The 14,006-nt window shown below is 61.8% G+C and carries 12 protein-coding genes; 7 read left to right on the top strand and 5 right to left on the bottom strand.

What is annotated here, in order from left to right; translation table 11 throughout:
* Positions 1-37: 37 nt before the first annotated feature.
* The gene (gene trmA, locus NVB75_RS15865; protein WP_258348295.1) at positions 38-1,117 is read right to left on the bottom strand and encodes a tRNA (uridine(54)-C5)-methyltransferase TrmA; all 1,080 of its coding nucleotides are present in this window, start codon (positions 1,115-1,117) and stop codon (positions 38-40) included.
* Positions 1,114-2,409, bottom strand: a complete 1,296-nt coding sequence (locus NVB75_RS15860) for an NCS2 family permease (protein WP_063026981.1) — start codon at positions 2,407-2,409, stop codon at positions 1,114-1,116. The genes trmA and NVB75_RS15860 overlap by 4 nt, the downstream gene beginning before the upstream one ends.
* A 200-nt stretch (positions 2,410-2,609) precedes the next feature.
* Between NVB75_RS15860 and NVB75_RS15855 the strand changes: the two genes are divergently transcribed.
* The 4 genes from NVB75_RS15855 to NVB75_RS15840 all read left to right on the top strand — a co-directional run bounded on the left by NVB75_RS15855 (position 2,610) and on the right by NVB75_RS15840 (position 6,853).
* A complete protein-coding gene (locus NVB75_RS15855) occupies positions 2,610-3,056 on the top strand; it encodes a YolA family protein (RefSeq protein ID WP_258348293.1) in 447 nt (148 codons plus the stop codon).
* A 106-nt stretch (positions 3,057-3,162) separates the two neighbouring features.
* The gene (locus NVB75_RS15850) at positions 3,163-3,687 is read left to right on the top strand and encodes a (2Fe-2S)-binding protein (protein ID WP_258348292.1); all 525 of its coding nucleotides are present in this window, start codon (positions 3,163-3,165) and stop codon (positions 3,685-3,687) included.
* A complete protein-coding gene (locus NVB75_RS15845) occupies positions 3,684-4,673 on the top strand; it encodes a xanthine dehydrogenase family protein subunit M (RefSeq protein ID WP_258348291.1) in 990 nt (329 codons plus the stop codon). The genes NVB75_RS15850 and NVB75_RS15845 overlap by 4 nt, the downstream gene beginning before the upstream one ends.
* A complete protein-coding gene (locus tag NVB75_RS15840; RefSeq protein WP_258348289.1) occupies positions 4,670-6,853 on the top strand; it encodes a xanthine dehydrogenase family protein molybdopterin-binding subunit in 2,184 nt (727 codons plus the stop codon). The genes NVB75_RS15845 and NVB75_RS15840 overlap by 4 nt, the downstream gene beginning before the upstream one ends.
* On the opposite strand, the gene NVB75_RS15835 is transcribed toward NVB75_RS15840, so the two are convergent.
* The gene (locus tag NVB75_RS15835; protein WP_258348288.1) at positions 6,850-8,091 is read right to left on the bottom strand and encodes an MFS transporter; all 1,242 of its coding nucleotides are present in this window, start codon (positions 8,089-8,091) and stop codon (positions 6,850-6,852) included. The two genes, NVB75_RS15840 and NVB75_RS15835, sit on opposite strands and share 4 nt — an antisense overlap.
* 1,188 nt (positions 8,092-9,279) lie before the next feature.
* Between NVB75_RS15835 and NVB75_RS15830 the strand changes: the two genes are divergently transcribed.
* The 3 genes from NVB75_RS15830 to NVB75_RS15820 are packed head-to-tail and all read left to right on the top strand — an operon-like array spanning position 9,280 to position 11,910.
* Positions 9,280-10,719 carry a cytochrome ubiquinol oxidase subunit I gene (locus NVB75_RS15830; protein ID WP_008432808.1) on the top strand — a complete coding sequence of 480 codons (1,440 nt, stop codon included), beginning with the start codon at positions 9,280-9,282 and terminating at the stop codon, positions 10,717-10,719.
* A gap of 3 nt (positions 10,720-10,722) precedes the next feature.
* Positions 10,723-11,730, top strand: a complete 1,008-nt coding sequence (gene cydB / locus NVB75_RS15825) for a cytochrome d ubiquinol oxidase subunit II (RefSeq protein ID WP_008432810.1) — start codon at positions 10,723-10,725, stop codon at positions 11,728-11,730.
* 12 nt (positions 11,731-11,742) lie between these two features.
* A complete protein-coding gene (locus tag NVB75_RS15820) occupies positions 11,743-11,910 on the top strand; it encodes a DUF2474 domain-containing protein (protein ID WP_003215809.1) in 168 nt (55 codons plus the stop codon).
* Positions 11,911-11,951: 41 nt separating this feature from the next.
* Here the strand turns inward: NVB75_RS15820 and NVB75_RS15815 are convergent, their stop codons facing one another.
* Both NVB75_RS15815 and NVB75_RS15810 read right to left on the bottom strand, forming a co-directional pair.
* Positions 11,952-13,076, bottom strand: coding sequence for a methyltransferase (locus tag NVB75_RS15815; RefSeq protein WP_258348286.1), 1,125 nt, complete (start codon positions 13,074-13,076; stop codon positions 11,952-11,954).
* Positions 13,077-13,204: 128 nt separating this feature from the next.
* Positions 13,205-13,915, bottom strand: a complete 711-nt coding sequence (locus NVB75_RS15810; protein WP_258348280.1) for a LuxR family transcriptional regulator — start codon at positions 13,913-13,915, stop codon at positions 13,205-13,207.
* Between the last annotated feature and the right edge of the window lie 91 nt (positions 13,916-14,006).

Here is a 14,006-nt window from a genome sequence, read left to right as displayed (position 1 = left end):
ACGGCTCCCACATTTTGATCTGTGCAGTGCTGGGGATTTAACGCCGGGTCAGTAACACACCCGATTCCATGTGGTGCGTCCACGGGAACTGGTCAAACAGTGCGCACTTGGTAATCCGGTGCGTGTCATGCAGTTGCGCGATGTTCGCCGCCAGCGTCTCCGGGTTGCAGGAAATGTAGAGGATGTTCTCGAAGCGCCGTGTCAGTTCGCAGGTGTCCGGGTCCATCCCGGCACGCGGCGGGTCGACGAACACGCTGCCGAATTCGTAGCTCTTGAGGTCGATGCCGTGCAGGCGTCGGAACGGCCGCACTTCGTTCAAGGCTTCGGTCAGTTCTTCAGCAGACAAGCGCACCAGGGTGACGTTATCCACCGCGTTTTCATCGAGGTTGCTCAGGGCCGCATTCACCGAGGTCTTGCTGATTTCGGTGGCCAGCACGTTGCGCACGCGGGTGGCCAGGGGCAGGGTGAAGTTGCCGTTGCCGCAATACAGCTCCAGCAAGTCATCACTGCGCTCGCCCAAAGCGTCGTACGCCCAGTTGAGCATCTTTTGGTTCACGGTGCCGTTGGGCTGGGTGAACGCGCCTTCAGGCTGGCGATAGCTGAAGGTGCGACCGCCGACGTCGAGTTTCTCGACCACGTAATCGCGGCCGATCACATCGCGCTTGCCCTTGGAGCGGCCGATGATGCTGACGTTCAGGTCCGCCGCCAGCTTGTTCGCTGCCGTATGCCAATGCTCGTCCAGCGGGCGGTGATAGCACAGGGTGATCATCGCGTCGCCGGCCAGGGTGGTGAGGAACTCCACCTGGAACAGCTTGTGGCTCAGGGCGGCGCTGGCTTGCCAGGCGGCCTTGAGCTGCGGCATCAACTGGTTGATGCGCAGGCTGGCAATCGGGAACTCTTCGATGAGGATCGGCGTGCGCTTGTCGTCCTGGGAGAACATTGCGTAGTGGCGCTGACCCTCTTCGCGCCACAGGCGGAACTCCGCCCGCAGGCGGAAGTTCTGCAACGGCGAGTCGAAAACCTGAGGCTCCGGCGCGTCGAACGGCGCCAGCAGGTCACGCAAGCGCGTGACCTTTTCTTCCAGTTGAACGGTGTAGCTTGCGGCGTCAAAAGTCATGCGTTGAACCAGCCCAGCTTGATCACAAACAGAATCGACAGGATCACCAGCGCCGGGTTCAGCTCACGGTAGCGGCCCGAAAGCAGCTTGATGGCGGTCCAGGCGATGAAACCGAAGGCAATGCCGTTGGCGATGGAATAAGTGAATGGCATCGCCAGGGCGGTGATCACCACCGGCGCGGCGACGGTGATGTCGTCCCAGTCGATTTCGGCCAGACCCGAGGTCATCAGCACGGCGACGAACAGCAGCGCCGGTGCGGTGGCGAAGGCCGGAACGCTGGCCGCCAGTGGCGAGAAGAACAGCGCCAGCAGGAACAGGATCGCGACCACCACGGCGGTCAAACCGGTACGGCCACCGGCGCTCACGCCCGCCGCCGATTCGATGTAGCTGGTGGTGGTCGAGGTGCCGAGCAGCGAGCCGGCCATGGCTGCGGTACTGTCAGCGATCAGCGCACGGCCCATTTTCGGCATGTGGCCGTCCTTGCCCATGAGACCCGCGCGCTTGGCGACGCCGATCAGGGTGCCGGAGTTGTCGAACAGGTCGACGAACAGGAACGCGAAAATCACGCTCACCAGGCCGATGTCCAGGGCGCCTTTGATGTCCAGTTGCAGGAAGGTCGGCGCCAGCGAAGGTGGCATCGACATCACGCCGCCGAACGGGGTGAAACCCAGAGCGATGGAGGCGATCGTCACCACCAGGATGCCGATCAACACGGCGCCGCGCACTTTCAGGGCTTCCAGCGCAACGATCAGCGCGAAGCCGAGGGTGGCGAGGATCGGTGCCGGTTGTTTCAGGTCGCCCAGGCCCACCATGGTGGCCGGGTTGCTGACCACGATGCCGGCGTTGTGCAGGGCGATCAACGCCAGGAACAGGCCGATACCCGCCGCAATCGCCGAGCGCAGCGGCAGCGGGATGCTGTTGATGATCCATTCACGGATGCGGAAGATCGACAGCAGGAAGAACAGCACCGCCGAGATGAACACGGCACCCAGCGCCACTTGCCAGGTATGGCCCATGTGCAGGACAACGGTGTAGGTGAAGAACGCGTTGAGGCCCATGCCCGGTGCCAGGGCAATCGGGTAGTTGGCGATCAGGCCCATCACGGTGGAACCGATGGCCGCCGCGAGGCAGGTCGCGACAAAGACCGCGCCCTTGTCCATGCCGGTCTCGCCGAGGATGCTCGGGTTGACGAACAGGATGTAGGCCATGGCCAGGAAGGTGGTGACGCCCGCGAGAATCTCGGTGCGCACATTCGTGTTGTGTGCCTTGAGTTGAAACAGCTTTTCCAGCATGCCTGCTCCCTGTGACGCTATTTTGCGTCGTTATTTGTTGACCTCTAAGTCAAAGCACAAACTGCGCCAAGCGGCTGTGGTTCCAGAGAGGATCGGAAAAAGCGGCGCATCATACCAGCAGCCGAGGGCCAGTGGCGCATAGGCTTGATCATGGCCTTGAGGCATACTGCGCCGACGTTTATTACAGGGTCATCGACAGCATGAAAAAAGCCAGCGCCTGGAGTCTAGCTCTGTTCGGTTGTATCGGCCTGTGGCTCGGTGCAGCACCGGCGTGGGGCGCGCCTGCACCGGCCTTGAGCGAGGTGCGGGTGTTCAAGGTGCAGTCGGCCAATTGCACGGAAACCATCCCTGAGCGGGCGGCCAGCACCCAGATGTGCACGCACCGCGGGCAGACGCTGGTGTACGTGATGGAAGTCGGCCTGGGCAACAGCTCCCAGGCGTTTTTCGACGGCGCGCCGGTGTCCGGCACCAGCACCGCCATCTGCCAGGTGGGTTCCATCAGCCAGGCGTGCAGCGGCGCGGGAACGTTGATGGGCTACATCTATACGTTCCAGCTGAATGTCGAAGCCGGCGGCACGTTCCAGTACAGCAACACCTCGATCAACCCACCGCGCAACCAGTTGGTCACCACCCTCGGCATTCGCTGATCGCCACCCATCAATTGCCTTGAACGCTCATAAACTCCGGAAGTCGGACCGCTAAGACGGCGACTTTTCTGAACGCCGCGGATGCACACCAACCCGTGAGGTGTTTATGAGCGCGACCCCCAATGGCGCGGCGGCCCAGCCGTTCGTCGCCCACTCCATACGCTTGACCCTCAATGGTCAGGACCACTCACTCGACGTATTGCCCTGGACCACCCTGCTGGACCTGCTGCGCGAGCAACTGGACCTGACCGGCACCAAGAAGGGCTGCGACCACGGCCAGTGCGGCGCCTGCACCGTGTTGCTCAACGGGAAACGGGTGAACGCTTGCCTGACCCTGGCGGTGATGTGCGACGGTGCCGAATTGACCACCATCGAAGGCCTGGCCTCGGGCGACGACCTGCACCCGATGCAAAAGGCCTTTATCAAGCACGACGCCTTTCAGTGCGGCTACTGCACGCCGGGGCAGATTTGCTCGGCGGTGGGCCTGGCTCGTGAAGGCCGCGCCCACGACACCGCGCAAATCCAGGAACTGATGAGCGGCAACCTGTGCCGCTGCGGTGCCTACAACAATATTCGCGATGCCATCGAAGAAGCCTTGCCGGCGTGCCGTGCGCAGGGAGGTGAGCAATGAATCCCTTCCATTACAGCAAGCCGGCGGATGTGCAGGAGGCGGTGCACCTGGTCAGCCCGGCCTCGCGATTTATTGCCGGTGGTACCAACCTGTTGGACTTGATGAAAGAAAGCATCAGCCGCCCCGAGCACCTGATCGATATCACCGGCCTGCCGCTTCGCGAGGTGGAAGAAACCCCTGAAGGCGGCCTGATGATCGGGGCCCTGGTGAGCAACGCCGACCTGGCATGGCACCCGCTGATCGAACAACGCTACCCGCTGTTGTCTCAAGCCATCCTCGCCGGCGCTTCGCCGCAGTTGCGCAACATGGCCAGCACCGGCGGCAACCTGTTACAGCGCACCCGTTGCTACTACTTCTATGACGCCGCCGTGCCCTGCAACAAACGCGAGCCCGGCAGCGGTTGCCCGGCGCGGGTCGGCTTGAACCGTATCCACGCGATTCTCGGCGCCAGCGATCAGTGTGTCGCCACCCATCCTTCGGACATGTGCGTGGCCCTGGCCGCGCTGGATGCCCGGGTGCATGTGCAGGGTCGGGGCGGTGCGCGGGTGATTGAGTTTGCCGACTTCCACCGACTGCCGGGCGATGCACCCCAGCGGGATAACCAGTTGGCCGATGATGAGTTGATCACGGCTATCGAGTTGCCAGCTGACCACCTGGCTGCCCACAGTCACTACCTGAAAATCCGTGACCGCGCTTCCTATGCGTTTGCGCTGGTATCCGTCGCGGCGGCGTTGGAACTGGAAGGCGATGTGATCGTAGACGCGCGCCTGGCCCTGGGCGGCGTCGCCCATAAACCCTGGCGTGACCGCGCGGTGGAAGCCGCGCTGATCGGCCAGTCCGTCAGCCGCGAAACGTTCAGCACTGCCGCCGAAACCTTGCTGCTGGACGCCGAGCCGCTGGAGCACAACGGCTTCAAGATCAAACTGGCACGCCGCGCGATCATTCGCGCCCTGAGCGATGCCGCTGTTGCGGGAGCCACATCATGAGTGCGATCGGCAAGCCGTTGGACCGGGTGGACGGTCTGCTCAAAGTGACCGGGCAAGCGCGATATGCCGGGGAATTCCCCGAGGATGACCTGCTGCACGGCAGTGTGGTGTCGAGCAATATCGCCAAGGGCCGGGTTGTCCGCATCGATGCTTCCAAGGCCCTGGCGCTGCCCGGGGTAGTGATGGTGCTTGATCACCTCAACCGCCCGAAACTCGCCAGTTACGACGACAGCTACGCCGATGCCGATGCCGCCGATGGCTCGCCATTTCGCCCGCTGTACAACGACCGCGTGCTGTATAGCGGCCAGCCGTTGGCATTGGTGATTGCCGATAACCTGGAACTGGCGCGTCATGCCGGCTCTCTGGTGGAGATCGAATACGCCGCCGAGCCTGCCGAGACCGACCTGCTGGCCTTGCAGGAACAGGCCCACCCATCACCGCAAACACCGCCCAAGCCGCGCGGCAACTTCCAGGCCGAATGGACCGGCGCCGCCACGAGCCTGGACCTGCACTACAGCACGCCCATCGAACACCACAACCCGATGGAGCCCCACGCCAGCACCGTGCTGTATCAGCCCGACGGCACCCTGCATATCCACGACAAGACCCAGGGCCCGCAGAACTGCCAGGCCTACGTGCAGAAAGTCTTCGGCCTGGATAAGAGCCAGGTGCGAATCTTCGCTGCATTTGTCGGTGGTGCGTTCGGTTCCGGCCTGCGGCCGCAGTACCAGTTGCCGCTGGCGGTGATGGCATCGCTGGCCTTGAAGCGTTCGGTGCGCGTCACCCTTACACGCCAGCAGATGTTTACCTTCGGTTATCGCCCGCGCACCTTGCAGCGCCTGCAAGTGGGCGCGGCCGCCAATGGTCGCTTGCTCGCCCTGGGCCACACCGCCATCGGCCAGACCTCGCGCTTTGAGGACTTCAGCGAGCACGTGGTGGAATGGAGCGGCATGCTCTACCACTGCGACAACGTGCTGTTGACCTACAAACTGGTGCCGCTGGATGTGTCCACGCCGTTGGACATGCGTGCACCCGGCGCAGCCCTCGGGTTGATCGGCCTGGAGTGCGCCATGGACGAACTGGCCTGCACCCTGGGCATCGACCCGGTGCAACTGCGGCTGATCAACTATGCCGAGCGCAATCAGAACGAAGACAAGCCCTGGTCCAGCAAAGCCTTGCGTGAGTGTTACAGCGAAGGTGCCGAGCGTTTCGGCTGGAGCCAGCGCAACCCGGAACCGCGAAGCATGCGTGATGGCCGCCAACTGATCGGCTGGGGCATGGCCGGCGGTGTGTGGGAGGCCTTGCAAATGAAGGCCAGCGCCAAGGCGCGGATCGATCACCTGGGCAAGCTTACGGTCAGCAGTGCCACCACTGATATCGGTACCGGCACTTATACGGTCATGACCCAGATTGCGGCCCAGGCCAGTGGTGTTCCGGTGGGTGACGTGACGTTCCTGCTGGGGGATTCATCACTGCCGACGGCGCCGCTGCAGGGTGGCTCGTTTACCGTGTCGTCGGTGGGCAGCGCGGTGCAGCAGGCGTGCGAGGCGTTGAATGCCAAGCTGCTGGAGATTGCGCGCAAGACTTACCCCGCCTTTAAAGACGCCGAATCAGCGCGGTTTGAAAACGGCCAGCTGCATGCCGGTGACCAGCGCATCTCCCTGGCGCAACTGGTTCAGGACAGCGGCGAGCAGGCGCTGGAGGTGCAGGTGGACTGCGAGCCGGGCAAGCAGCGCGAAGGCTACGCCTCAGCCACGCATTCGGCGGTGTTTGTCGAAGTGCGGGTGGATGAGGACCTGGGCACTATCAAGGTCAGCCGAGTGGTCAGTGCGATTGCGGCCGGACGCGTGGTTAATCCGAAGATGGCCCGCAGCCAGATTCTCGGCGGTGTGGTCTGGGGTATTGGTATGGCGTTGCATGAAGAGACGCAGATTGACCATCAATTAGGCCGCTATATGAACCACAGCCTGGCCGAGTATCACATCCCGGTAAATGCGGACATTGGCGAGATTGACGTGCTGTTCGTCGAAGAACACGACGAGATCGTCAACGCCCTGGGTTCCAAGGGCGTCGGCGAGATCGGGATTGTCGGGGTGGCGGCGGCGGTGGCCAACGCGGTGTATCACGCCACCGGCAAGCGGGTGAGGGACTTTCCCGTCACCCTCGACAAGGTGTTCTAAACCTTGGCGGGTTCTTCCACCGGCGCATGCATGCGGTCGCGGTTGGCCAGGGTCGGGAACAGTTTGATCCAGACCCCGGTCACCACCAACGTGCCGATGCCGCCCATGACCACGGCGGGCACGGTGCCGAACCAGTGCGCGGTGATCCCGGACTCAAACTCGCCCAACTGATTCGACGCGCCTATAAACAGCCCGTTGACCGCGCTCACCCGGCCGCGCATTTCATCCGGGGTTTCCAGTTGCACGAACGAGGCGCGGATCACCATGCTGATCATGTCCGCTGCGCCCAATACCACCAGCACGGCCAGGGAGAACCAGAACGAGGTCGACAGGCCGAATGCAATGGTGGCTACGCCAAACACCCCGACCGCCGTAAACATGATCCGCCCCACATGCCGGTCTACGGCAAACCGTGCCAGCCACAACGACATCAACAGGGCCCCGACCGCTGGCGCCGAACGCAGCAGCCCGAGGCCCCATGCTCCGGTCAGCAGAATGTCCTTGGCAAACACCGGCAGCAACGCGGTGGCGCCGCCCAGCAGTACGGCGAACAGGTCCAGGGAAATCGCCCCGAGAATGTCCGGCCGGCTGCGGATAAAACGAATCCCGGCCAGCAGCGAGTCCATGGTCGCCTTGGCCTTGTTCAAGGGCGTCTGGCGTGCGGGCAGGTTCAGGGTCAGGACGCAGGCAATCAGGTACAGCACCACCGTGGGGCCGTACACCCAGACGCTGCCGAAGGCGTATAACAAACCGCCCAACGCTGGCGCCACGATGGTGGCCAGTTGCTGTGCCGACTGCGACGACGCCACGGCGCGGGGGAACAGTGCAGTGGGCACGATGCTCGGCAGCATGGCCTGGGTGGTGGGCATTTCAAACGAGCGGGCTGCGCCCAGCAGGAATGCCAGGATAAAAATCATCTCGCGGGTGACATTGCCGGTCAGTCCGCCGATTGCCAGGGACAGCGCGATCAAGGCTTGAACGGTCTGGCAGATGGCTGCGACCTTGCGCCGTTCATAGCGGTCGGCCACATGGCCGGTGTGCAGCATGAACAGCACCCGCGGCACGAATTCCACCAGGCCGACCAAACCCAGGTCCAGCACGTTGCCGGTCAGTTGGTAGAGGTTCCAGCCGATGGCCACGGTGAGCATCTGGAAGCCGCTGGCGGTGAAGATCCGCGCCAGCCAGAACGCGATGAAAGGGCGGTGGTGACGTAACAGCAGCGCGGGTTCACTGGGCATCGGGGAGACGGGTCTGGGTGGGGGAACGGTGAGGTTATCACCAACTTGTAACCAATAGTTGCGTAGGTGGGTTGGGCGGGGGATATGTGCAGCTGATTGGGTACATATCCGTTGCTGCGGTAACGGCCACTTAGGGTTCCGCTCTTACAGCGGGTCACTTTTGGCAAACGCCCCAAAAGTAACCAAAAGGTCTTTGCCCCACCACTCGGTGCCTCGCCTAGGCTCGGCATGCCCGCACTCCGGCCCGATTCCGCGGGCCGCCGCGACGGGCCATCCATGGCCCGGCGCGGCTAAATCGGCTTCCCTGCCGATTTACCCGCTCCACCGTGCCTACTTGCGGCCATCGTGGTTGACGGGGCGCCTAAGATCAAGATCAAAAGCACGCAGCCTCGCTGGCGCTCGACAGCTGCTACGGGCGGGGGTGGCTCTGCTTTTCTGTGGGAGCGGGCTTGCTCGCGAAAAACCTGAGAGCGCCGCGTTCATCCAGAATGCCCGCGTCATCGTTAACGACCTTCGCGAGCAAGCCCGCTCCCACATTTTTGACCGTGCCCGCTTTAGATTTTGATTTGGCTTGTGCTCTTCAACACTCAAGCCGGCCGGGAGGCCGCTGTGCTCTTGATCTGCTTTTGATCTTGATCTTAGGCGCCCCGTTAAACCACGCTGGCCGAACGCAGGCTTTGGAGCGTGGGTAACCCGGCAGGACGCCAGGTTAGCCGTCCTGGGCCAGGGATGGCCCATGACGGCGGCCCACGGTCCAAAGCCGGAGTGAGGGCACTCCGAGCCTAGGCGAGGAGCCGAGTGGTGGGGCAAGAGCGTTTTGCTTACTTTTGCGCTTTTCAAAAGTGAGCCGCTGTAAGAGCGGAACCAATACCAGCCATCACCCAAATAACGGATATACACCCAAAGCACGCCCAATCTCACCAAAGCCAACACCCAGTGACCACTGAGACAACCTGTCACGCGGCAAAAGACCACGCCTTGCTCTCGCGAAAATGGGACTACTCTTTCAGCAATGCTTGATCCAGATCAAAACCCTCGCCGGAATTGCTCTGGCGGCCGCAAGGCCAGAATCCCTGCGTGATTGGTTATAAAAAGAAACGAATTTGAATTCGCCACACTCCATATCCGTGGGGGCAGTGGGTGCAGGCCTCCAGCCAGCATTCGGTATTACCTGACAGAGGAAGACTTATGTTCGGTTTGGAGGCGCTAGATCTCGCCCGAATTCAATTCGCGTTCACCATCTCATTCCATATCCTGTTCCCGGCCATCACCATCGGCCTGGCCAGTTACCTTGCGGTGCTGGAAGGCCTGTGGCTCAAGACCCACAACGACACCTACCGTGACCTCTACCATTTCTGGTCGAAGATCTTTGCCGTCAACTTCGGCATGGGCGTGGTCTCCGGTCTGGTCATGGCCTATCAGTTCGGCACCAACTGGAGCCGCTTCTCGGACTTCGCCGGCGCTGTCACCGGGCCGTTGCTGACCTATGAAGTACTCACGGCGTTCTTCCTCGAAGCCGGTTTCCTGGGGGTCATGCTGTTCGGCTGGAACAAGGTCGGGCGCAAGCTGCACTTCTTTGCCACGGTGATGGTGGCCGTCGGCACGCTGATCTCGACTTTCTGGATTCTCGCCTCCAACAGCTGGATGCAGACGCCACAGGGCTTTGAAATCATTGATGGCCGGGTGATTCCTACCGACTGGCTGGCCGTGATTTTCAACCCGTCGTTCCCCTACCGCCTGATGCACATGGCCACGGCAGCCTTCGTCGCGACCGCGTTCTTCGTCGGTTCTTCGGCAGCCTGGCACTTGCTGCGCGGCAAGGACAACCCGGCGATCCGCACCATGCTGTCGATGGCGATGTGGATGGCGCTGATTGTCGCGCCGATCCAGGCGGTCATCGGTGACTTCCATGGCCTGAATACTCTCAAGCATCAGCCGGCGAAGATCGCCGCGATTGAAGGCCACTGGGAAAATATCGGCAACGAGCCCACGCCGTTGATCCTGTTCGGCTGGCCGGACATGAAGGCTGAAAAAACCAAGTTCGCAGTAGAAATTCCGTACCTGGGCAGCCTGATCCTGACCCACTCCCTGGACAAGCAGGTGCCGGCCCTCAAGGAGTTCCCGCCTGAGGATCGTCCGAATTCGACCATCGTGTTCTGGTCGTTCCGGGTCATGGTGGGCCTGGGCTTCCTGATGATCTTCACCGGCCTGTTCAGCCTCTGGCTGCGCCGTGGCGACAAGATGTACACGTCCAAGCCGTTCCTGTACCTGGCGCTGTGGATGGGCCCGTCCGGCCTGATCGCGATTCTCGCCGGCTGGTTCACCACCGAAATCGGCCGACAGCCGTGGGTGGTCTACGGGCTGATGCGCACGGCGGACGCTTCGTCCAATCACAGCTTTGCGCAGATGAGCATTACGTTGGTGTTGTTTGTGGTGGTGTACTTCGCGCTGTTCGGCGCGGGCCTGGGCTACATGATGCGCCTGGTGCGCAAAGGGCCTGTGACCCACGAAAGCACCGAGCCTACTCACGGTGGTCCTGGGCAGAAACGCACACCGGCCCGTCCGTTGTCGGCGGCTGATGACAGTGCCGATGCCGATCACGGCGACACCTTGAACAAGGGGAACTGAGCCATGGGTATTGATCTTCCGCTGATCTGGGCCGTGATCATCATCTTCGGCATCATGATGTACGTGGTCATGGATGGCTTCGACCTGGGGATCGGCATTCTCTTCCCGTTCATCCCGGGCAAGACTGACCGTGACGTGATGATGAACACCGTCGCCCCCGTGTGGGACGGCAACGAAACCTGGCTGGTACTCGGCGGCGCGGCGTTGTTTGGCGCGTTCCCGCTGGCTTATTCGGTGGTGCTCTCGGCGCTGTACCTGCCGTTGATGCTGATGCTGATCGGGCTGATCTTTCGTGGCGTGGCGTTTGAGTTCCGCTTCAAGGCCAAGGACGACAAGCGTCACCTGTGGGACAAAGCCTTCATCGGCGGCTCGCTGGCGGCGACGTTCTTCCAGGGCGTAGCGCTGGGGGCGTTCATTGATGGCATTCCAGTGGTCGACCGCCAGTTTGCCGGCGGTTCACTGGATTGGCTGACGCCGTTCACGATGTTCTGCGGCGTGGCCCTGATCGTCGCGTACGCGCTGCTGGGTTGCACCTGGCTGATCATGAAGACCGAAGGCAGCTTGCAGGAGAAGATGCACAACCTCGCGCGGCCCCTGGCCTTCGTGGTGCTGGCGGTGATTGGCATCGTCAGCCTCTGGACGCCGCTGGCTCATCCGGAAATCGCGTCGCGCTGGTTCACCCTGCCGAATCTGTTCTGGTTCCTGCCGGTGCCGATCCTGGTGCTGGTGACCATGTACGGCCTGATTCGCGCCGTGGCCCGGAATGCGCACTACACGCCGTTCCTGCTGACGCTGGTGCTGATCTTCCTTGGCTACAGCGGCTTGGGGATCAGCCTGTGGCCGAACATCATCCCGCCGTCGGTATCGATCTGGGACGCCGCCGCGCCGCCGCAAAGCCAGGGCTTCATGCTGGTAGGCACCTTGTTCATCATCCCGTTCATCCTGGGCTACACCTTCTGGAGCTACTACGTGTTCCGCGGCAAGGTCACCCACGAAGACGGTTATCACTAGGAGGATTGACTCATGTCCGGCAAACCTTCGTTGCACGACATCGAACAGGCCGAGAAAAAGCCGCTCTGGCAGCGCCTGGGCTGGCTGGCGATGATCTGGACCGGCAGCGTCCTGGCCCTGTTCGTGGTGGCCAGCCTGATGCGCATGTTCATGAATGCCGCGGGCCTGACCACCCACTGACATCCCGCTGTAACTATTGCCCTCCTTTATGGAGGGCTTTTTTATTTGCGCGCTTTGAGAATCACGAACTTCGGCGTGGCCGCCACTTGCTCGACACCGCGGAACAACCGCGCCAGCTTGCTGTGGTAACCCAAGTGACGGTTGCCGACGATATACAGGGCGCCGCCCACTACCAGCGCTTCCCGTGCCTGCTGGAACATGCGCCAGGCGAGGAAATCACCCACCACTTGCTGCTGGTGGAACGGCGGGTTGCACAGCACAACGTCCAGTGATTGCGCTTCTTGATCGGCCAGGCCGTCGCCGGGGCGAACCAGCACGTCGCGCTCACCCAATGCCGCGCGCCAGTTCTCGGCGGCCGATTGCACAGCCATATAGGACTCATCCACCAGCGTGTACTGCGCCTGCGGATTCTGCAGCGCGCTGGCAATTGCCAGTACGCCGTTGCCACAGCCCAGGTCTGCTACCCGGGCGTCCCCCAGGTTTGCCGGAAGGTGCGGCAGGAAGGCCCGGGTGCCGATATCCAGGCCTTCGCGGCAGAACACGTTGGCGTGGTTGAGCAGTTCGATGGCCGGAGCTTCCAGGCTGTAGCGCGTCGGGTAGGGCGATACGGCGTGCGGCCGGTCGGCCAGGGTGGCGATCAGCAGGCGGGCCTTCTTGACCGCAAGAGAGGCGCGCATCGGCCCGATAAAGCGCTCCAGCAATTCACCGGCGGCCCGTGGCAAGTGCTTGACCATCGCCCCGGCAATCACCTCGGCGCAGGGTGCCAGCTGGCCTTGCAGGCGAATCAGTTGTTCTTCGAGCAGCGCCAGGGTTTTCGGCACGCGGATCAGTACACGGTCGAACGGCCCTGTCGGCGTCTGGCTGGCGGGCAGGAACGTTACCGCGTCGAAAGCCTTGCCGTTGCGCGCCAGGTTTTTCTCCAGGCCCAGGGCGCCGAGGAACGAGTCACCGCTGGAGGTGACCTGCACATGCCCTTCGAGGCTGGCCGCCAGCGCGCCGAAACTGTCGTTGAGCACCAGCACGCGGGTCGCCGGCGTCAGCTGTTGTTCCGCCAGGTAGCTGAGCAAATACTCATCGGCTGCATCAAACGCTTGCAGCGGGTCGTTATGCTGTTCTGGCTGACGGATCAGGTCGAGTTGGGCGAAGGGGCTGTCGAGCAGGGGCATGGCGGGGGAGACTCTGGGTAAGCGAACCATCGGGGTGAGCGGCGACGCGAGGCGCATCAGGGGCTCGCGTCATCACCCGGAACTGGCCGCAAATGTTACGTTTTTTTCCCCTGGATTACATGCGGTGTTTAAAACAACCCGCATTTGACTGCCGTGATCACTGCGGCAATCTTGTTGCTGACGCCCAGTTTCTTCATCGCACTGCTGATATGAAAGCCGACCGTGCGTTCGGACAGGCACAGGATGGTGGCGATGTCCGAGGCGGTCTTGCCCATGGCCGACCATTGCAGGATCTCGGTTTCACGCGGGGTCAATTTGCTGGGCGCTTGCGGACTGGGCTTGTCTGCATATTTTTTGGCCACCACCGCGTGCATGGCGTGGCAAATCCAGAGGACTTGTCCGGCTTTTTCATAGAGTTCTTCAGGGCCCACTGGGCCGGTGGCACGCCCCAGGCTCAGCATGCTGAAAACACCCTGGAAGTCATGAACCGATTGGGTCCATCCGAAATTCAATCCGTTGGACTGGGCATGAGCCCATAAGTCCGGTACCGAAGAAAAGGTTTTCTCGTCCCATACGATCGGTAGAACCGAGCGTTTGCAATGCGCCACCACAGGGTCGAGATCAAAGTAGTGCTCTTGCCTGTACAGCGCATTCCACTCATTTGAATAGTTGTTGAGGTTGACGGTTTTCGTTTGGTTGTTGGGTAGATGAGAACTCAGGGTGAATGCGCAGTATTGGAAGCCAAGCTCGTAGGTAAGGTTGAGGGCTGCTTCGTACATGCTGGTTATTTCGCTTTCCCCTTCGAGTTTGGGCAGGCGAGTGTTGTGCCAGTTGACCATCGATAACTCTCCATGTGCACGGTTTTTACATGGGGTACTTCCAAGGCCCCCGGTTACAACATGAAAAAATAGTGTAGGACAACGGCTACAG

Source organism: Pseudomonas sp. CBS, from assembly GCF_024734645.1.
Taxonomy (GTDB): Bacteria; Pseudomonadota; Gammaproteobacteria; order Pseudomonadales; family Pseudomonadaceae; genus Aquipseudomonas.
The sequence above is the reverse complement of the archived record's forward strand: the minus strand, read 5'-3'. Positions and strand labels throughout refer to the sequence as shown.